Annotated in this window: 19 protein-coding genes; all 19 read right to left on the reverse strand. The window is 38.2% G+C overall.

Annotated features, from left to right (window positions below; all coding sequences use genetic code 11):
* Positions 1 to 270 precede the first annotated feature (270 nt).
* The 19 genes from ACFTQ7_RS00005 to ACFTQ7_RS00095 all read right to left on the reverse strand — a co-directional run bounded on the left by ACFTQ7_RS00005 (position 271) and on the right by ACFTQ7_RS00095 (position 20,026).
* Entirely contained in the window at positions 271 to 708 is a 438-nt protein-coding gene (locus ACFTQ7_RS00005) for a YlbF/YmcA family competence regulator (RefSeq protein ID WP_386826741.1), read from the reverse strand.
* Positions 709 to 2,253 carry a tRNA (N6-isopentenyl adenosine(37)-C2)-methylthiotransferase MiaB gene (gene miaB, locus ACFTQ7_RS00010; RefSeq protein ID WP_386826742.1) on the reverse strand — a complete coding sequence of 515 codons (1,545 nt, stop codon included), beginning with the start codon at positions 2,251 to 2,253 and terminating at the stop codon, positions 709 to 711.
* A gap of 221 nt (positions 2,254 to 2,474) precedes the next feature.
* The gene (locus tag ACFTQ7_RS00015; protein ID WP_386826743.1) at positions 2,475 to 3,731 is read right to left on the reverse strand and encodes a carboxylate--amine ligase; all 1,257 of its coding nucleotides are present in this window, start codon (positions 3,729 to 3,731) and stop codon (positions 2,475 to 2,477) included.
* A 186-nt stretch (positions 3,732 to 3,917) separates the two neighbouring features.
* Positions 3,918 to 4,925, reverse strand: a complete 1,008-nt coding sequence (locus ACFTQ7_RS00020; RefSeq protein ID WP_386826744.1) for a histidinol phosphate phosphatase domain-containing protein — start codon at positions 4,923 to 4,925, stop codon at positions 3,918 to 3,920.
* The gene (locus tag ACFTQ7_RS00025) at positions 4,922 to 5,707 is read right to left on the reverse strand and encodes a DeoR/GlpR family DNA-binding transcription regulator (protein WP_386826745.1); all 786 of its coding nucleotides are present in this window, start codon (positions 5,705 to 5,707) and stop codon (positions 4,922 to 4,924) included. The genes ACFTQ7_RS00020 and ACFTQ7_RS00025 overlap by 4 nt, the downstream gene beginning before the upstream one ends.
* On the reverse strand, positions 5,704 to 6,705 hold the full coding sequence (locus ACFTQ7_RS00030) for an ABC transporter ATP-binding protein (protein WP_386826746.1): 1,002 nt from the start codon (positions 6,703 to 6,705) through the stop codon (positions 5,704 to 5,706). Before ACFTQ7_RS00030 ends, ACFTQ7_RS00025 begins: the two co-directional genes overlap by 4 nt.
* Complete coding sequence (locus ACFTQ7_RS00035) at positions 6,702 to 7,487, reverse strand: ABC transporter permease (protein ID WP_386826747.1); 786 nt, start codon at positions 7,485 to 7,487, stop codon at positions 6,702 to 6,704. Before ACFTQ7_RS00035 ends, ACFTQ7_RS00030 begins: the two co-directional genes overlap by 4 nt.
* Positions 7,487 to 8,329 (reverse strand): ABC transporter permease, encoded by an 843-nt coding sequence (locus ACFTQ7_RS00040; protein WP_386826748.1) that lies wholly within the window; start codon positions 8,327 to 8,329, stop codon positions 7,487 to 7,489. Before ACFTQ7_RS00040 ends, ACFTQ7_RS00035 begins: the two co-directional genes overlap by 1 nt.
* Positions 8,330 to 8,747: 418 nt before the next feature.
* Positions 8,748 to 9,584, reverse strand: coding sequence for an alkaline phosphatase family protein (locus tag ACFTQ7_RS00045; RefSeq protein ID WP_386826749.1), 837 nt, complete (start codon positions 9,582 to 9,584; stop codon positions 8,748 to 8,750).
* Positions 9,574 to 10,662, reverse strand: a complete 1,089-nt coding sequence (locus ACFTQ7_RS00050) for an ABC transporter substrate-binding protein (RefSeq protein WP_386826750.1) — start codon at positions 10,660 to 10,662, stop codon at positions 9,574 to 9,576. Before ACFTQ7_RS00050 ends, ACFTQ7_RS00045 begins: the two co-directional genes overlap by 11 nt.
* A 249-nt stretch (positions 10,663 to 10,911) precedes the next feature.
* Positions 10,912 to 11,283 carry a 2-oxoglutarate ferredoxin oxidoreductase subunit beta gene (locus ACFTQ7_RS00055; protein WP_386826751.1) on the reverse strand — a complete coding sequence of 124 codons (372 nt, stop codon included), beginning with the start codon at positions 11,281 to 11,283 and terminating at the stop codon, positions 10,912 to 10,914.
* 541 nt (positions 11,284 to 11,824) lie between these two features.
* Positions 11,825 to 13,204 (reverse strand): sensor histidine kinase, encoded by a 1,380-nt coding sequence (locus ACFTQ7_RS00060; protein ID WP_386826752.1) that lies wholly within the window; start codon positions 13,202 to 13,204, stop codon positions 11,825 to 11,827.
* Complete coding sequence (locus ACFTQ7_RS00065; RefSeq protein WP_386826753.1) at positions 13,192 to 13,854, reverse strand: response regulator transcription factor; 663 nt, start codon at positions 13,852 to 13,854, stop codon at positions 13,192 to 13,194. The genes ACFTQ7_RS00060 and ACFTQ7_RS00065 overlap by 13 nt, the downstream gene beginning before the upstream one ends.
* A gap of 28 nt (positions 13,855 to 13,882) precedes the next feature.
* The gene (locus tag ACFTQ7_RS00070) at positions 13,883 to 14,638 is read right to left on the reverse strand and encodes a lantibiotic immunity ABC transporter MutG family permease subunit (protein ID WP_386826754.1); all 756 of its coding nucleotides are present in this window, start codon (positions 14,636 to 14,638) and stop codon (positions 13,883 to 13,885) included.
* 3 nt (positions 14,639 to 14,641) lie between these two features.
* Positions 14,642 to 15,370 carry a lantibiotic immunity ABC transporter MutE/EpiE family permease subunit gene (locus tag ACFTQ7_RS00075; RefSeq protein WP_386826755.1) on the reverse strand — a complete coding sequence of 243 codons (729 nt, stop codon included), beginning with the start codon at positions 15,368 to 15,370 and terminating at the stop codon, positions 14,642 to 14,644.
* A gap of 1 nt (position 15,371) precedes the next feature.
* On the reverse strand, positions 15,372 to 16,079 hold the full coding sequence (locus ACFTQ7_RS00080; protein ID WP_386826756.1) for a lantibiotic protection ABC transporter ATP-binding protein: 708 nt from the start codon (positions 16,077 to 16,079) through the stop codon (positions 15,372 to 15,374).
* A 766-nt stretch (positions 16,080 to 16,845) separates the two neighbouring features.
* Positions 16,846 to 17,712, reverse strand: coding sequence for a 2-oxoacid:ferredoxin oxidoreductase subunit beta (locus ACFTQ7_RS00085; protein ID WP_386826757.1), 867 nt, complete (start codon positions 17,710 to 17,712; stop codon positions 16,846 to 16,848).
* Positions 17,712 to 19,451 (reverse strand): 2-oxoacid:acceptor oxidoreductase subunit alpha, encoded by a 1,740-nt coding sequence (locus ACFTQ7_RS00090; protein ID WP_386826758.1) that lies wholly within the window; start codon positions 19,449 to 19,451, stop codon positions 17,712 to 17,714. The genes ACFTQ7_RS00085 and ACFTQ7_RS00090 overlap by 1 nt, the downstream gene beginning before the upstream one ends.
* Before the next feature lie 308 nt (positions 19,452 to 19,759).
* The gene (locus ACFTQ7_RS00095) at positions 19,760 to 20,026 is read right to left on the reverse strand and encodes a stage V sporulation protein S (RefSeq protein ID WP_008178903.1); all 267 of its coding nucleotides are present in this window, start codon (positions 20,024 to 20,026) and stop codon (positions 19,760 to 19,762) included.
* Between the last annotated feature and the right edge of the window lie 826 nt (positions 20,027 to 20,852).

A 20,852-nucleotide genomic window follows, 5' to 3' on the forward strand; every position in this document is an offset into this window, starting at 1 on the left:
TTGATATGATCTTCGACAGAAAGGACTTTGTTTTGATATGCAAACTCATCCAATCATACCTAGCCTTGTATAAGATTCGTGTTCCTCGGACCGGTGTTTTGCCTCCAGCTTCCTTCAGATTCCGCGTCGCCACGGACACCCTTGCTCTTAGCTAACCTCTACTTCTGTCTTCGGGGTTCGGGACTTGCACCCTATAGTTCATACGCATGCCGGGCGCACATAGTAAAGCTCGAATGAAAGCATTCATTCGAGCTATTTCTTCTATTATTTTTATGAGCAGCTGCCTGGTGTTGTATTTGCTACGTATGAGCCAGTTTCACCACGAAGTAAATCCCCACCCGTTGATTGAACAATCTCATTTGTAACATTGTTCGCAATTGTGTTTGACACTAGTTGTAATAAATCATTTACATCCCCTTGAGATTCTTTAAATTGTTGAACTACTGGGATGGCGTTGATTTCTTCTTCGATTTTTTCGATTTTATCTTCAATTAATTTAAGCGCTTTTTCTTTTCCTAAGTGTTGGAAATTAACAGCTTGCTTTTGTAGGCTTTTTAAACTTGCAATACGCTCACGTACTTGTTGGTTTTCATTAATTTGTGCTTCTGCCTTTTTGAAAAATTCAACTTCTGGCGTATTGGCAATCATATGCGCAATTTCATGTGACTTCTTGATTAAATCTTCTTTTGTATATAATACTTGTGTCATTTACGCTTCCACCTTTTCATTTTTTACTACTTCTACAAATTCACCACTTAGTGAATATGAAGTAGCTTCAACTATTTTTACTTTCACTAATTGACCAATTAGATCTGCTGGGGCTTTAAAGTTTACAAGACGGTTTTTACGCGTGTAGCCAGCTAACACATCATCACGTTTTTTACTCGTTCCTTCGACTAATACTTCTACTATTTCACCCTTCAAGCTCTCTAATGCTTTGCGAGAGTATTCCCCTACAACCGCATTTAATCGGTGAAGACGTTCTTTTTTCACTTCTTCAGGTACATTATCCACCATTTTAGCAGCAGGTGTACCCTCACGAGGAGAATAAATATAAGTAAAGGCCATTTCAAAACCTACTTCACGGTACAAGGATAATGTCTCCTCAAATTGTTCTTCAGTTTCGTTAGGATAACCTACGATAATATCAGTCGTTAGTGTTACTTCCGGAATAGCCGCTTTAATTTTCGCTACTAATCCAAGGAAATGCTCACGTGTATATTTACGCGCCATAATTTTTAGCACATCATTTGAACCAGATTGTACTGGTAAGTGAATATGCTCAACTAAGTTACCACGTTTTGCAAGTACTTCGATTAAATGATCATCGAAGTCACGTGGATGACTCGTTGTAAATCGAATGCGCGGGATATCGATTTTTCGTAATTCATCCATCAAATCACCAAGTCGATATTCAATATCCTCAAAATCCTTACCGTAAGCGTTGACATTTTGTCCTAAAAGCATAATTTCTTTATAACCTGCAGCCGCTAGTTCACGAACTTCAGCAATGATTTCTTCTGGACGGCGACTACGTTCCTTACCACGCGTATAAGGTACAATACAATACGTACAGAATTTATCACAGCCGTACATAATATTTACCCAAGCTTTGATGGAGCCAAGACGTTTTTTCGGCAGATTTTCAATTACATCGCCTTCTTTAGACCAAACCTCAATGACCATTTCCTTAGACATATATGCTTCTTTTAAAATGTTCGGTAAACGGTGAATATTATGTGTACCAAACACCATATCGACATGCGGATAACTTCTTAAAATTTTATTGACGACGGATTCTTCCTGTGACATACAGCCACAAACCCCGATCAACATTTCTGGATTTTTACGTTTATATTTTAACAGAAAGCCAAGTTCTCCAAATACTTTATTTTCTGCATTTTCACGGATGGCACACGTATTCAATAATACGACGTCAGCTTCGTCAATTATATCTGTAGACGTATATCCTAGCTGCATAAAAATCCCAGCCATAACTTCCGTATCATGCTCATTCATTTGGCAGCCATACGTACGAATATAGAAAGTACGCCCTGTCCCCATACCTGCAAACTCTTCTGCAATGTTAAAGTCTTTATGGTACTTAACATCTTCTTTCCCACGTTTTTTAGCATCTTTTAATGAAGGTGCCGTAAAGACCGTTTCAAAATATTTACTATAATCCTTTTCAGGCTTGTCTTCTTTTTTTGGTTGATTGACTTGTTGATTAGCTAAGCGTTGTTCTTCATTCATTGCAATCAGGTAACTCCTTTCAAACGAATTCCATACATTTGAAATCCCGTTTTACTATTATACTGAATAATTGCAACATCCTACAAGGCTTGTGTACTAAATGTCGCGGTTTAGACTTAATTACACGTAGTTTGCTGAGTTTTCCCGACACCGCTTTGCTTCTTTTAGAACTTCACAATAATAGGAATCCACATTAAACGTGTTCGGTCCTTATCTTGAGCTTATTTGTAGTACTTTTTATATTTTAGATTTAAATAAAAATTATATAGTTTAAGCTTTACCCAACGCTTTACATTCATATCCTCTCTAAAATATAGAGCATTCGAATGCTTGTCCTGTTTTATTAATTGCTTAGCTTCTATTTTCAGTTTTACATTTTTCAAGCCTTTAAATAACAATCTTTTTGGAACGAGTGACCACAAATGCCTCGTCTGTACATACGTTAGCTCTTGATACACATTGAATACATAATCATTAGCAACACACTGCATTAAGTTATGACCACTTGCTGTCACGTAATAGCTTGAGACACCGGATCGTAAGTTCATTTCAAATATTTTAAATTCCCCGTCACGAACATCTAGTTTCATATCAAAATTCACAAAACCACTATAGCCAATGCCCTCCAAAAAATAGCGCAAGTTGTCCATAAGCTGTTTATCGAAATCTGTCATAATCGCCAAGGAGATTCCAATATTTTGTGGTGATGGATCTTCAAGGAGCTTGTTCCCTAAACACATCAGTTTAACCTTCTTGTCCTTCCCTACGTAAACGTCTAATACCCGAATATAAGAATCATCACCTGGAATAAACTCTTGAAGAATTAAAGAATCTTTATAGGAAGAGCGATAAATGCTTTTAATAATATGCCGCTTCTCTTCTTCATTTTTTACAAGAAATACTTTTTTCTTCTCAGGGAAGGAACAACGCGTATATTCAACGAAATTCGAAGGCTTGATGATTATCGGATAATCGAAGGGTATTTCACTTGTTACACGATGTGCCTTTGTCAATACAATCGTTTTGGGATATTTTAAATTGTATAAATCACATTGCTTATAAAATTCTTCCTTTGTTTGAACCCGCTTCATTACATCCTCATCTATATAAGGCAAAATAAAATAATGTTGTAGTGTCTGTTTATTACTAATGATCAGCTCCGCATAAGTACAATCACATACAAGAAGGATTAATTTTTTTTGTTTGAACTGCATCGCCACTTCTATTAAAGCTTGTACAAAATAATCTGGTTCATCTAAACGGTCCACATATTGAAAATCCAGAATATCACTATTTTGAGTCGCTATTCCTAGCGCCCCACCTAGTAAGAGCGTTCGAATATCTATTGTTTTCATAGCTGGCTCTAATACAAGACTTTTCATACGATACGCCTCATAAAAGGAACGGGCTACCCCATATGCATATTGACCTGATTGTATAATAACTGGTAAAAAGGGTTGATCAACTGTTTTTGACAATTTTACTCGCCTCTCATGATAAAAATGAATTTATTCATTTTTATATGCGGCTTGTCCTGTACTTAATACTACAAGTCTGTAATTTTCTTAAAGTAGTCGAAAAACACTGAAACAAAAATGAAGCTCCTATTAAATAAGAAAACTCATTTTTGTTTCAGTGCCTCTATGCTTATGAACTACTGAATGCTATATGTCAATTAATTTTTTCACACGCTGTTCAAAGCCGACAATCGATTGAACACCTAAACTCTTAAGCAAATCTGCATTGGCAAATGTAAATTTACCTAAATCGTCTGGGAAATGCGCATCTGAGGAAACTGTAAAGGCTACTCCCTGTTCCATTAATATTTGAAGGAAGCGAGGGCCAGGGCATATCTCTTTTACTGGATAACGATAATACAGGCCCGCATTCAATTCAGTGGCAGTATTTGTTGTAACGAGCGCTTTGGCTATACGTTCATACCAAGAATCGAGAAAAATAGCGTCCTCCACTTGATAATTAAATACTTTAAAGTTATCCAAGTGTGCTACAAAATCAAACATACTTGAGTGAATCATTTTTTCGACTGTAGCAAAGAAACGCTCATAGCTCTGCTGTAATGTAGTAGCATCCATGTCCTCAAATATGTATTGCGTTTGAGGGTTATCAAATCCCCAACCATCTACAAAATGGACGGATCCGATAACGTAATCCCACGGATATCCTTCCAGTAATGTTGCTAATTCCTCCTCGCCGCCGACAAAATAATCCGCCTCGATGCCTAGCTTTAAGGAAATACCGTGCAGACTCCACTTTTCCTTTGCTCGATTAATAGCTGACACAAAATCATCCATGCTTTCTGTCATCACACTATCAAGCCAGTAACGCTGAGCTCTACCAACTTCATTGTCATCTAACTGCATATAACGCTCAAAATATGCTCGCGTCTCCTTGAAACGATAGAGATGGTCGACAATTCCAACCTCATGTAAACCGAGTTGAATAGCTTGTTGTAGGTATAAATCTAACCATTCCTCACTATAACAGCCTCTTTGTAATCGCTCTGATAACTGCTGTATTTGCCACTCTATCCATGCTTTAGAACCTTTCGCTAATCCTTCATCTTCATAAAAAAAACTAATAGCTTGAGCAGTACGCTCCAGCCAACGAAATGAATATGGGCCTTCCTCTAAATGTACATGATAATCAATCATTCGCATTTCCCTCCATTGCATACTGTCCACTTTTCCTCATACGCTTGCCATTCCAACGGACAAGCTATATCACAAAGAATTTCTGAGCACTCTTCTATGTGACATATTTGATAAAAGGACTTTCCATTTATTTTTGTTGCATCCGCTAGTAAAAAGTTCGTCTTACTATGATTAAGCATTTTTCTAGAAATTAACGATTCATCCAAATCATAATCGTATACGATACCTTCACTTATACCACCACACGATATAAATGCTTTATCAAAATTCATATTTCCTAGTAATTCTAATGTCATTGCTCCTGTTACTGAGGATTGCCTTGGATTGGTCGTTCCTCCAAGTAATATGACCTTTCCCGTCATGCGCCGCTCCTCTATCGCCACATTAAATTGTACAGCTGCAGCGATAGAATTGGTTACGACCGTTATATCATTGACTGCTAATAAAAAATCTGCAATATGCACCGTTGTTGTACCTGTATCAACTACAATTGTATCCCCGTCACAGATACGTCTAGCTGCTAATCGAGCTATATTGCGCTTTGCCTCTTTTTGCATTTGAAGCTTACGTAAAAATGCTGGTTCATTTCTAACATTCGTATACTTCACTGCTCCTCCGTGTACTCTTGTTAATAAATGCTGTTGAGCTAGCTCATCAAAATCGCGACGAATCGTTTCTGGTGCCACTTGTAATTCTTCGGCAATAGTGGCAACAATAATTTTCCCGTCAATCTCTAACTGTTTTAAAATGAATTCAAAACGTTCTATTTTTGCATATGTCATGATAATGCAATCACATCTTCTCTCGCCACATAACACACATATTTCTTCCCCAGTTCAAACGACTGCCCTCGTTGGTGTAGCTGCTCCATCGTAAAGGGATATTCTCCCTCGAATGTTGTCCGAATAACATTGCCACTCATTAATGATTGCTTCGCCTCTCCACTTATACAAACATCCCCCTGTCTTAGTTCGAGATGTATGGCTTCCGGTCGAATTGCAAATTTTGAGTATTCTTTAGGCAATGTCTCACCAATCATCGTCTCAAGCGCTTGACGTGTAAAGACATTGTAATGTCCGATAAATTTAGCGATAAACTCACTTTCGGGGCTTGTATAAATGGCAGTAGGTGTTCCGCTTTGTGCAATCATTCCATTATTCATCACAAATATTCTGTCAGATACAGCCATCGCTTCCTCTTGGTCATGCGTAACTAAAATCATCGTTATGCCAAGCTTTTGCTGAATAGCTCGTAAGTCTGCTTGAAGCTTCTGACGAATTTGGGCATCTAGCGCACTGAGCGGCTCATCTAACAACAATACCTTTGGACGTACAATTAAAGCTCGGGCAAGGGCTACACGTTGCTGTTGACCGCCAGATAATTCTATTGGATATGCGTTAGCTTTTTCACTTAAATGCACAATCACAAGCATTTCTTGAACACGTTGATCAACTTCTGCAGTATTTACTTTTTGCATACGTAAACCAAAGGCTACATTTTCTTTCACCGTCATATTTGGGAATAGTGCATATGATTGAAACACCATACCCACTTGACGATCCTTTGGTTGAACACCAATCATATCCTTACCTTCAATGATAATTTTTCCTGCAGATGCATCTGTTAAGCCTGCTAAAATACGTAGAATTGTACTCTTACCACAGCCACTCGGACCTAAAAGAGTTATAAATTCACCTTTTTCAATCTTCATATTAATATTGGATAAAACCGTCGTTAATCCATATTTTTTATGAAGTCCTTCAATTACAATATAACTCATAGATTTGTAACACCTTTCGATCGTTTCGTTAATGTTGCAATAACGAACGTTAATAAGCCCATTAGAACGATATAAATAAAGACCACTGCACTAGCAATATGCCCACTTGTACTAAGCTTCTTCATTAAATAAATTTGCACCGTTTCAAAGCGAGAACCGACAACTAGATTAATCAGTACAAATTCTCCAAATAATACGGAAAACGATAATAATGCACCTGCAAATAAGCCTGGGTAAACAGTAGGTAATAAAATTTTAGTAAATGCCTGCAATTTCGATGCTCCCAGTAATTGCGCTGCATCTAAAAGCTGTCGTGCATCTACATTCCGTAAACTATTGCGTGTCCCCTGATAAATGTACGGTAGGATACCGATAACATATGCCCCTAAAACTACTAGAATCATTGGCACACCAAATTTGCTGTAAACACGAATGAGCCCAACTGCTAAAATAATTCCTGGAAATGAATACACCATTACAACAGCCATCTGAATCCATTTTTCGTATTTTGGAAAATACAACACGATCACAAAAATAGCTGGTACAATCACGAGCAATGCAACCACTACAGCCCCACTCGACAATAAAACAGAACGTCCAAACGCCTGGATAAATTCTGCATCCTGAAATAATGTAGCAAGCCATTTAAATGTTAATCCTTCTGGCAAAATGGTCTTATTCCATTTTGTCGCAAAGGCATAAAGCATTGTTGCAACAACAGGCAGCACTAAATACACCACTAACAGGAGGAAAAACAAATCAGCAAAGCCTCTTTTTTTCACTATAACTTCCTCCTTGTTTTTGAAATGCTCCATTCGCTTAATAGCATTGCCGTCACCATCGTTACTGCTAGTATTACGGCAATAGCACTTGCCAGCTCTGGTTGGGCAAAAATATCTCCCTTAATAAGAGAGCCAATACGAATGGCCACTAAATTGTAGTTACTGCTTGTTAACGCATAGGCTGAGGCATACGCACCCATTGCATTGGCAAACAACACACTAAATGTTCCAACAATTCCCGGAAGCATAACAGGAATCCCAATCTTCATCCAGAACTGCCAAGTAGAAGCTCCAAGTAGTGCTGCAGCGTCCTTCCATTGTTGTTGAATTCCATCATAAATTGGGTATAAAAGCATTAATGCTAACGGTAGCTGAAAATAAATATAAATCAGCAACAAGCCACCCCAGCTATATAGAGAAAATGATGATAATGGGTCGATACCCCATTTATCGAATAGCAATGTAAAGAGCCCGCTATTGCCAAGTAATACGATAAAGGCAAAAGCTAACGGAATACCTGAAAAATTTGATGTTAAGTTTGTTAGTATTAAAATTTTCTCGCGCACTGGCTCAGAAAATCTCATCATCGCATAAACTGCAAATAAAGTAACGATTAAGGCAATGACAGCCGAAATAACGGACAATGTAATACTATTTTTAAAGCCTTGTAAAATGTAATCATTCGTTAGTACAGATTTATATTGTGCAAGTGTAAAACCATCACTATTTTGAAAGCTTGTGATTAGCATATACAGTAACGGTACTAAGAAAAATAACAAGACAAGTACTAGAAAAGGAGAAAGCCAGGCAACTGTTTGCCGCTTCGAAATCAAAACAATCACTTCTTTCTTTATTTAATAGCGGCTATTTAGATTAATTATTTTTAATAATTGGATGGCTCATCATCATAACGTGGGGTTGATTTGCGTTCCGGCTGGGCGCTTCCGGTGAGCCGCTAATCCCCAAGGAGTCACCCATAGTTGATAAAAACTGAAATTGTTCCGATAAAATGAGATTTTGTTCCGATAAATTCTAAAATTGTTCCGATAAAACGTGATTTTGTTCCGATAAATCTGGATTATGTCCCGATAAATCTTCAAAGTAATTCATATAAAAATGAGTTCTTCACAATAACATGGGGTCGATTTCAGTTCCAGCTGGGCCACTCCGCTTCGCTGAAGGGTATCATCTATGACATTGATCCCCCAAGGAGTCGCCCAGCCCTCCACTCCAATTACACACCTGGTTAAATATTAATAATTAAACCCCTTTTAAAGAATGCATCCCCTCTAATAACAGCGGAACCATTTCATCAGAAGGTTCGATATTCAATAAATGACAGCACAGCGGAGCGATTTGTAACTGTGATACAACCTCATTCTTAATGCCTGCTTTAACATGATTCGAAATAACAAACATCGGTACGTGGCGATCCTCAGCTGTTGTGCCTCCATGATTACCATCACTCGTCATCCCATGATCAGCTGTCACGATCACTTCATAGCCCTGCTCAAGACATTTTGGAATAAATAAAGATAATAATGCATCTACTGCTAAAACTCGATTTCGATATTGTGCCGAATCGGCTGTAAATTTATGACCATCATCATCTACATTCATCGGATGAATATATAAGAAACCGGGTTGCTTTTGATCCATTAGCCATGCAGCATCAGCAAATAAATGACTGTCTGGATAGTGATCCTCAAAGTAGAACAAGCCATTCTCAATCGGCAATTGCGTATCTAATTGTAGCCTGTCCTCCATATGCACAAATGGTGCACGATTATATAGTTCACTTACCCAATAATAGGCAGCTGCTGCTGTAGACAAACCGTTGTCTTTCGCTACATGAAATAGACTATTTTGCGTAGTTAAACGTACAGTCATATTGCTCGTTACCCCATGTACAATGGGCGGTGTCCCCGTTAAAATAGTTTCATATAAAGGCCTTGATAGAGACGGGACCTCTGAACAAATCTTGTAGCGTGCTGCAATATTACGTTCAACTAAATGGTGCATAAATCCCATATGAGTACAGGCTGTATCAAAGCGAAGTGCATCTATGACAATTAAAACAACTTTTTTATTTCCCATGAATTAATACCTGCTCTTGATAGAGTTGTGGAATTTGCTTTGTTGTTTCTTCCCATTTCTTTTGGTCTTTTACTGGCTGTGCATTTTTGTACATATCCACAGGTAATAATAGTTTTTGAACATCTTGAGACAATTGAACTTTGTCACGAATTGGACGAGCATAACCCTTCGCTAAGTTTTCTTGCCCTGCATCAGATAAAATATATTCACGAGCAAGCATTGCTGCATGAGGATTTTTAGCGTATTTATTAATGATTGTCGCATAGCCTGATGTTACAGAGCCTTCTGATGGTATGATGACATCAAAACGTTTCTCATCAATTTGGTGTCGATAGCCGAGTGCATTAAAATCCCATAAGATGGCTACGTCAATTTCTCCTTTTTCTAAATTCGCTACAGATGGATCACCTTTTAAACGCCCCTGCTTTGCTAAGTCTGCAAAATAGTCTATTCCTGGTTGAATATTCGATTCATCGCCACCAAATGCCATTGCAGCTGCTAAAATAGCAAACTGTGCTTGATTCGCTGTTAAAGCATCACCAATGCTGACAGTGTAATCTCCATTTTTAATGTCCCCCCAAGATTTCGGGGCATCTTTGACGTTGTTTTTATCAGTTAAAAATGAAATGGTTCCAGTGTAACCCACGATCCAATGGCCTTCATCATCCTTTGCCCAGTCAGGTATTTCATCCCAATAAGATGTTTTGTACGGCAATGTTAAACCTTTGTCCTTGGCAATTGGTCCAAAGGCAATTCCGACGTCACCAATATCAGCAGTGGCATCATCCTTTTCTGCCTCAAACTTTGCTAGCTCCTCAGCACTCGACATATCTGAATCCTTATGCTTAAGGCTATATTCAGTACCAAACTCATCCCAAGTCTCCACCCAGTTAGCCCACGTATCTGGCATACCAACAGAATTTACAGTGCCTTCTTCTTTTGCTTTTTTCGTAACCTCTTCAAGTGTCAAATCACTGTTCACTTCATTAGAACTAGATGAGCCGTCCGAACAAGCAGCCAACATTGAAATTGCTAATGCTCCAATTAGCCCTTTCTTCCACATCTTTTGAATCGTCATGAGTTGGAACCTCCATTTGTTTTTGTTTGTATTCATTTGCCTTACAACAGTTATATTAAGAAACAAACATTAAGCAAGTATGGAGGACAGTAAAATATTTAGTAAAAATTATGAAGGAATTATGAAAATCTATGAACAATAATTATTTTAAGGGGAAAGTAAAAGTTTTAGAGGGAATAAGAAGGAATCTAGTTCTGTATGCGCACGTTAATGTAGCTTTGCAAGACGTGCACACACTCTAGATTAATTTTATAAACCAAGAAAATCTGCATATGTATGTGGCTCGTTTTCCTTTAAAATTGTTAAAAATGTAAATGCAAGCTGCACGACTGACCACCATCTCATATTGTAGGACATTTCAAAGCGGGAAGGTTCTAAAGTAAATACGTCTTGAAAAATATCAAGTGGATCAATTTTTTCATCTTTTAATATTGAGAGAAAACCTAAAAACAAAGTATGATCTTTGACTTCAATCATTTTTCCTTCAACAAGTGCATCAATATTTTCTGGTTGTTGGAAATTACATTGTGTCGCAACATACTTTTCTAAATCCTGCGCGCGCTGCCTTTCTTCGCGCTCTCTTTTCTTTGCAATAAAATCAATGACGTTATCCACGTGCATCATCGCCTCTTCTTTTTTTCTTTTATTGTAGCACTTTTTAGAATATTATTGCCCGAACGCGCTCCCCATCTTTTCCTTTCTAACAAAAACAAAAAAAATGATATTAACAAATTTGTCAAAATCATTCTTTTCTCAAGATATTTTATAAGTGTTTTAATTAACCACTTTTATTAATTATAGGCTCACATCAAAAGCGTGAGGTTGATTTCCGTTCCGGCTGGGCGCTTTCCTGGGGGCGTCCGATGAGCCGCTTCACTCGCGTTGCTCGCTCCAGGGACTCGGGCCAACACGATGTTGGTCACGAAGGCGTTATCACAGGACGTGATGGTTTTAGCCTTCGTTCCCCTTTCGCTGATCCCCAAGGAGTCACCCAGCCTCACTCCAATCAACTCATATATATGATATATGTTTTATCCAATGTCATATTAATGAACTTCATTAGAATTCGCTAATAAAATAGACATATACAAAATAATAAACCTCATTTTGAATAATTTAGTTTATCAATGCGAAAGCAATGAAACAGCAAAAACAATTACGCTTAGGCTAAATTAATTGGGATTGTTATGGTCACTTTACCCCCACCACCTGATAAATCATTGTCAATTAGCAGTGTTCCACCATGACTCTGAACAATTGATTGGGCAATATATAGCCCCATCCCATGGTGATTTCCTGCATTTCTGCTTGGGTCTCCGCGATAAAACTGTTTGGTAGCTTCTTTTAAATCCTTCGGAGAAAATCCACAGCCGCTATCGGTAACGGTAAATTGAATCACATCATTAGCACTTTGCACAGTTAATGTTACCTTACCATTTTCAGGTGTGTGCTCTACCGCATTAGCAATAACATTGATCATCGCTCGATAGAACTGCTCTTCATCGATCCATATAAGTGTGGGAGGCATTTCCTTTTGGACAACTACTTGAAGCTTTTTTTCCAACGAAAGAGCTATCATTTGATGCTCTACTTCTGTCATAAATACATCCGTTTTAACACTCGTTTTTTCACGGGAAATATTATTTTTCATTTTCGATAAATCAATCAGCTCTTTCGTGAATTTTTCTATTTCTATTGTATTTTTCAAAATATAATTATTATATTCTTTTTGAATATCATCTTGATCAGTATCTTGTAGTAGCTCTGCATTCCCTCGAATAATCGTAAGTGGTGTTTTCAGATCATGAGCAAGAGCAGATATTTGTTCTCTACGTGCCTGTTCTGATTCCCATTGCTGTTTTAAGGAACTGTTTAAAGCCTCCCTCATCTGCTCAAGAGAATTTGATATTTCATCTACTTCACGGATTCCAGAGGGGTTTATCGTAAAATCTAAATTTTGATTTTGTATTTTTTCAATCGCTTCCTGCAAGCCAAACATTTTTTTCTTAAGATTTTTTCCAAAATGGATAGCAAGTCCAGTTACTAGCGATATTACCCCTATAATAAATAATAAAATATCTAACAGTTGTGGATTGGGTAAATATTTTCTCATAATAACCGAACGATACTGCGGCAATATATAATACCGTAATATACAAATCTCATTTTCTCGCTCTATAAACGAGTAAAATTGAGCGATACCTTGAGTTTGCTCTTTTTTCATTGCATCCCAAGCTTTTAAGGCATCCTTCTCTGAAAGATTCCCTGCAAGAAGTTTACCTTCTTTAGAAAATACTGCGTAATCAACAAGGTCTGGGATCATATCAGCTGTAACCGTACTACTAGACGCAATGCGATTTCTTGATGATGAAATTTGAGTTTCTGCATAATTTGCTGGTAATACGATGTTAGTAGAAAGGGCAAACATCGTTAAACCGATCAACAGTACTACTAACAGAATGGTGCCTAAACTTAGAAAAAGGAGATATCGAAGAAAAAAAGTATGTAGACGTGTTCCTTTAGCGGGCTTTACTGTCTCCATTTATATCCGATCCCCCAAACAGTATCTATGACGTCAATATTAAAGTCATGTAGCTTTGAACGGATATTTTTAATATGCTCAGTAATGGCAGTACTGTCACTCTTCCCATCAAACCCAAAAATAGTTTCATAAATCTTTTCCTTCGAAAATACCTGTCCTCGATTTCGAGCTAGAAATTCGCAAATTTCATATTCGCTTTTTGTCAGTATTACCTTCTCCTCATTTACAAACAGCTCTTTACCAGAAAGATTGAAGTGAATGTTATCTACAAAAAGGATACAGCGTCTTTCTCTTTTTTCTCGTCTCAAATGCGCATTCACTCTTGCACGTAGCTCCCCAATTCCAAACGGCTTGATAATATAATCATCAGCTCCAAGACCTAGACCATACATTAGATCTTCCTCCAATGATTTAGCCGTTAAAAAAAGGATGGGACAATCTACAGCATGGCGTATTTGGCCACATAAAGTAAATCCATTAATTTCGGGCATCATCACATCCAATAAAATTAAATCGAAGGCTCCTAGATTCATTTTACTTACTTCTGTCGCATCAGAGACTGCCGTTACTAAATGTTCGTCTTTTAGTAATGCATTTTTTATCAATACTAAAATATCTTTTTCATCATCTACTGCTAATATTTTCGCCATATTTCTACCCTCATCATTTCTTCAAACCCTAATTATCAGACTTTCTTCCTTCCCATTTACAAAACCATAAACAAGATAGGACTAATGCAAGCAATGTCCCACAAGCTGAAGCAATAATACCTTCCTGTAGTCCTATTTCCACCGTTGATAGGTCAAGCCCTGACGCCTTCATTTCCCATAATGAAACAAAGTGACCACCCCAACCATAAGGTATAAATGACCAAATACCATCACCTAGTCCAGTGAGGAGTAGGGCTACTATTAGTGATCCGACAATACCTAATCCGATTGAGGCACCTTTACCAAAATGAAAACTAACGAAAAAATGTAAAATATATAAAAATGCAAAGCTAACAAATAGAATACATCCAGCTATGAAATAAAATTGATAACCAAAAGTATCTTCATGCAAAAGTTCAATAAAACCAATACTAAAAATACCGAAGGACAGTAATATTGCTCCAAAACTAAATAACAATAACATTAGCAACTTGCTTAAATAGGCCACTACTTTTGTTTTAGTAGCTGTTAGTATCTCCTGAAAATGTCCTGCATTTGCTTCTTGCTCCGCTGCCATTGCACAAACTAATCCAATAATAATTGGAAACCCACACGAAAGAGCCTGAAAATAACCGGATATTTTCCAAGCAAAATTCCATGGTGAATATGAATAGTATGCTAAAAACAGCCCAGAAATAATAATCGGTACAAGGAGATGAATTAGTAAAAATGGCGTTCTTTTTACTTTAAGAAACTCTGCTCTCAGTAATCTTAACATTACCATGCACTATTTCGCCTCCCTTTTTTGGAACCAACGTGCAGTAAAGAAGCTAAGTAATGCAAACCATGCTAAAGCAATTAATATACCTGGAACTATAACCGACATGCTTAATAAAGGGCTACCCTCAGGCACTGGCAGACCATTTGGTAAAATCTCAAGAGTTGGACAAATTAGTCTTGCTGTAATGGCATAAGGAACTCTATACCAGAACTCTCCATTTGCAAATGCAATCATACCAGCAATATTGCCGACTAAATTTATAAAAATAGCCATATAAGTTCCTAATTTTGCCGCAAGGAATAAACAAAGTGGAATTTGCCATAAAAACGTTACGAAAATTAATAAACTACCTGTAAGACTATTAATGAAAGAATAGCTATTGCCAAAAAGTATTCCCCCAGCAGTAATTCCTGCAAAGAAAATAAGTGTAATTAATAACAACCAGGCACTACATGCAAGTATTTTGCCATACCAAATTTTCTTCAGATCGAGTGGCATTGCGAGAATACTATGATATTTCAATTTAGCATCATTTTCCACCACTAATGCACAACATATCGTCAGAGCACCCGGTAAGAGCATTGTATACCACCAATTATAAGCACCCTTTTGGAAGAAGCTCCCTCCCATTAAAAATGAAGTTAATAATATCGCCACAATGGGTGCCAGCCACACTAATTTAGGGATAAACGTCTTTTTCCATTTTAATCTTTCAGCCTTCATAATTGAGATCATATTACATGCCTACCTTTCTATTAGCAGACACTACTTGCATAAATAATGATTCTAATTCCTGACCTTGTGGGGCAACTCCCTGATAACCTAATTTCCCTCCTGCAATGATGCCAATTTCATCAACGACCTGTTCTACCTCTGACAGGATGTGGCTAGATAAAATGACTGTAATCCCTTGCTCTGGAAAAGATCGAATCAGCTTTCGAAGTTCTTGAATGCCGATTGGATCGAGACCATTTGTCGGCTCATCAAGAATTAAAAGCTTTGGATAGTTTAATAGCGCAATAGCTATTCCTAGACGTTGTTTCATCCCAAGCGAAAACTGTCCTGCTCGTTTTTTCCCTGTATTAGTCAAATCAACAATTTTTAATACTTCGTCAATACGTGACTGCGGCAATCCGAGGGCAATCGTTCGAACCTTGAGATTTTCTCTTGCCGTTAAATTTTCATAAAGCGGTGGTGTTTCAATTAATACACCAATGTCTTTTAAATCACTGCGATTCCATTCACGTCCATTAAAAAGTATCTTTCCTGCATTCGGACGCAACATCCCCGTAATCATTTTTAACGTTGTTGATTTCCCTGCACCATTTGGACCGAGTAAACCGTAAACAGTATTATGAGGAATCGTTAACGACAGATCCTCTACAATTTTTTGCCCCTTAAACCCTTTACTAAGACTTTCTGTTTGTAAAATAATATCTTCCATCTATAATCATCTTCCTTTCGATGACTATAGTGTAAAAAATGATTATAAGGATTTTATAAGGATGACGAAAAATTTTGTGGAGCATCACTAAAAAATAAATTTGGCCAAGGCTTGTGAATGTTGTGACGCTTTAAATAAACGGAAATCAACGATATAGTAGAACTTTTTATCCATTCCAAAAATGAACACTATGTCTACTCACCATAATCAAACAAAATAGCTTGTTACAGTGAAGTGATTTACATTTGCGGTCGCTTCACTTTCGTATAATTGCTGAAGTTTAACTTTAACTAAAGTGGCATGCCAAAAGATACACGGTATGTGAAGTGGTTGATTGGAGTGGAGACTGAGCGACTCCTTGGGGATTAGCGAAAGGGGAACGAAGGCTAAAACCATCACGTCCTGTGATAACGCCTTCGTGACCAACATCGTGTTGGCCCGAGTCCCTGGAGCGAGCAGCGCAAGTGAAGCGGCTCATCGGACGCCCCCAGGAAGCTTTGCTCTGTGCGAAAGCGAAGCGTCAGCAACAAATGTTTTCATGTAGCGAAAGCAAAGCGACAGCTACAAATGTTTTCATGTAGCGAAAGCAAAGCGACAGCTACAAAGCGCTCAGTCGGAACGGAAATCTACCCCTCGCTTTGCAGAAGAGCCATATTTATTTATAAGTCATCTTAATTCCATTGACATAACAGTCTAGCAAAAACACAAAAAGCATTTGGAATGAGGACATCCCAAATGCTTTTTATCATGCTATATAATATTTAATTTACATAAATTCTTTCACTAAATCATTAAAATCATTTTCGCTCATTTTAATATCGATATCAGTTAATGGTAGCTCTGAATAGCCTGGTACTTTTTCTTGATATGAAGCTGTTTCAGTATCTTGATAAATAATACCTGTTACTAAACCTTCATGCTCCATCACTGTACGCATTGCGGTACCACGGTCAGAATTATCATAGCCTTCGATATCAGCTAGCTTCGTTAAGTTCTCTTTAAACCAATCGTACGTGTTCACTTTGTTATACGTAACACAAGGTGAGAATACGTTGATGAATGAGAAGCCTTTATGATTAATACCTGCTTCAATTAAAGCTGTTAACTCTTTAATATCTGTTGAGAAACCTTGTGCGACAAATGTAGCTCCACTTGTTAAAGCTACTTCTAATGGTTTTAATGAAGGCTCAATCGCACCACCTGGCGTAGATTTTGTAATAAATCCTGCAGCAGAACGTGGAGATGTTTGCCCTTTTGTTAAACCATAAATTTGGTTATCCATAACAACGTATGTGATGTCAATATTACGACGGATAGCATGAATTGTATGACCCATACCAATTGCAAATCCATCGCCGTCACCACCAGAAGCGATAACGTTTAAATCACGGTTAGCCATTTTCAAGCCTTGTGCAATTGGTAATGCACGACCATGAATACCGTGGAAACCGTAAGAATTAATGTAGCCTGAAATACGACCAGAACAGCCAATCCCAGAGATAACAGCTAATTCGTTTGGTTCAATACCAACGTTTGCCGCGGCGCGCTGAATCGCTGCTTGAACAGAGAAGTCACCACAGCCTGGGCACCAGTTTGGTTTCACTGTATTACGAAAATCCTTAAATGTTGCCATTAGCGAGTCAACTCCTTCACACGATTTTCTAATTCACCTGGCAAGAATGGTGTACCATCATATTTTGTAATAGTCTCGATTTTATCGTGACCACCAACATTCATCTTCATAATATTTGCTAATTGACCTGTGTAGTTATTTTCTACAACGATTACTTTTTTCGCTTTTGCTACAAGTGGTGCCACCTCTGCAGATGGGAATGGGTGAATTAAACGGATATGTGCATGGTTCACCTTCATACCTTGAGCATTCAATCGTTCTTGTACTTCTTCAATTGCTCCACGTGTTGAGTTAAAGCCCACTAATAAAATATCGGCTTCTTCGTGTGGCGCATTAGAATGTACTGGATTATCAAATTTCAATGCTGCTAGCTTACGGAAACGTTTATCCATTTGTACTTGACGGTTTCCAGTTGCTTCAGATGGTTTACCTGTTTCATCGTGTTCAACCCCTGTTACATGGTGAATACCGTTTAACGTACCAGGTAGCACACGCGGCGAAATACCGTCTTCCGTATCTTCATAACGTTTGAAGTATGCTTTATCAGCCGCTTCTTCAATGTCGCCTGTAACAATTTTACCGCGACGAATTTCAATTTTATTGTAATCGAATGGCTCTACAGATTGTTTACCTAGAGATAATTGCAAGTCAGTCATTAAAATAACTGGTAATTGTAATTCCTCTGCAATATTAAACGCTTGGATTGTGTCAAAGAATGCTTCCTCCATTGTAGAAGGTGCAATTACTACTTTTGGAATTTCACCATGCGTACCATATAACATCGCCATTAAATCTGATTGCTCTTGTTTTGTTGGTAACCCTGTTGATGGACCACCACGTTGTGTATCAACAACAACTAGCGGCTGCTCCGTCATACCTGAAAGACCAAGTGCTTCCATCATTAATGAAAGACCAGGGCCAGCAGAAGCTGTAAAGGAACGAACACCACCAAAGTTTGCACCAATTGCCATTGTCGCTGCAGCAATTTCGTCTTCTGTTTGAATAACCGCACCACCGAATTTCGGTAATTTTTTAATAAGGTATTCCATAATCTCAGAAGCTGGTGTAATTGGGTAGGCTGCCATAAAGCGTGTCCCAGCCGCAAGTGCACCAAGTGCTACTGCATCGTTTCCGATCATGAACATACGGCGTTTACCGTCTGCTGGTGCTAAAGCCCAATCACCTACACGATTGCCTAAAAGCTCACTCATAATTTGGCGGCCTCGTGCAATGGCCTCCATATTTTTTTGAACTACTTCTTCACCTTTTCTGCCAAAAATATCGTCTACAACATTTTGGAATACTGCATTATCTAAATTTAGCAATGATGCAGTTGCCCCAATGGCCACCATATTTTTCATTAACGAAGTACCTAGCTCTGCTGCAATTTCTGTAAACGGTACCGCAAATAATGGCGCCTTTGAATCTTCTGGCTTCACTGGATCAAATTTTGAATCCGCTAAAATAATGCCTGTTTCTGTTAGTTCTTTATAATTGACGTCGATTGTTTCTTGGTCGAACGCTACTAAAATATCTAAATCATCCGCAATAGAACGTACTTCTGTTGGACGAACTGTAATTTTATTATTCGTATGGCCACCTTTGATTCGAGAAGAGAAATGACGATAACCGTATAGGAAGTAACCTAAACGATTCATTGCCATTGAGAAAATTTCGCCTGTACTTTCAATCCCTTCACCCTGTTGCCCACCGACTTTCCATGAAAGCTGATGTAACATGTCAACAACTCCTTAGATCCAATGTGTATGCTATTATTTTTCCTTCATAAGTTTAACACGAAGAAACGGTCTGCACTATTGTTATTCCACGATTTAACCGAAAATCAGACCTTTGACTGAAAATGGGTTCATAAAGTTGTAATTTTCAAATCAATTAAGTTTAAAAAATTAACTTACTGATTTCAAGTGACATTTAACATGTTAGTATGTAGAGCACGAGGCATTCTCTTCCTCATATCCTTATTTCTATATAAACGAAAAAATGCCTTGCAGCTTATTATGTGCAAGGCATTTTACTTCATTACATTTTATCGATTACGTTTTTCCACAAGAAGCTTTAAGGCTGTACGTTCCTCACCAGCAATTAAAATATCGGCAAACGCCGGTGCGCAAATTAAATCTGTGCCACTTGGCGCTACAAATCCGCGTGCAATGGCCACTGCTTTCACGGCTTGGTTAAGTGCCCCTGCCCCAACTGCCTGCATTTCTGCTTGCCCTTTTTCTCTGATTACCGCGACTAATGCACCTGCAACTGAATTTGGATTAGAGCGTGATGATACTTTTAATGAATCCACAATTATTCCTCCCCGTTTCGCGAATAGTGTTTACGCTCAACAACTCATGTCCCCCTTTTGGACCTCAAGTTATTGTCGATAGGTCATTTTATGCTCGACGAGAACGAAATAGACTATTTTCATTTCTTATATATCAAAACAATCCAAAAAGACTGATAATTACCGCGAGAAAATTACTTAGTCATTGAAATAAAGGCGCCATAATAAATAAGTTAGGGCTCCTTAGCAAAACGTAAAATGATTTCCGTTCCAGGCTACTCGCTTTCCTGTGGGCGAGCGTCGAGCCGCTTCCTCCGCAACGTTGCTGTCGCTTCGCTTTCGCACGGAAAATATTCGCTCAGTGCAGGGTCTCGCCTGTCTCGCTATCCCACGGGAGTCGAGTAGCTTTCCACTGCAATTAACAATAGTGTAGAACTTTTATAAAATTTAAGTATTTTAAAAGTGAACCTTAATGGTTACTCTCTTCAGAATAGAAACTTAAAACAGTTAAGATGATTGTATATATGTCGTTGCTGTCGCTTCGCTTTCGCACAAATAACGCATCTTGTTGAAGCTTGATTTTATCCCTATAAATTAGATTAACATGCCAGAAAATACATGCTAAATGAAGAGGTTGATTGTAGCGGAGACTGGGCGACTCCTTGAGGATTAGCAATAGAGGAACTGAGGCTAAAAGCATCACATCTTGTGATAACGCCTTCGTGATCAACATCATGCCGCTGTCGCTACGTTAGCACTACGCTCTCGCGCAAAAAAACATCATGTTGGCCCAAGCGGCTCATCGGACGCCCCCAGGAAGCTCTGCGCGAAAGCGGAGCGGAAATCA

Origin of the sequence: Lysinibacillus sp. NPDC056959 (assembly GCF_042674095.1) — a bacterium.
In the GTDB taxonomy this organism is placed as follows: Bacteria; Bacillota; Bacilli; order Bacillales_A; family Planococcaceae; genus Lysinibacillus; species Lysinibacillus zambalensis.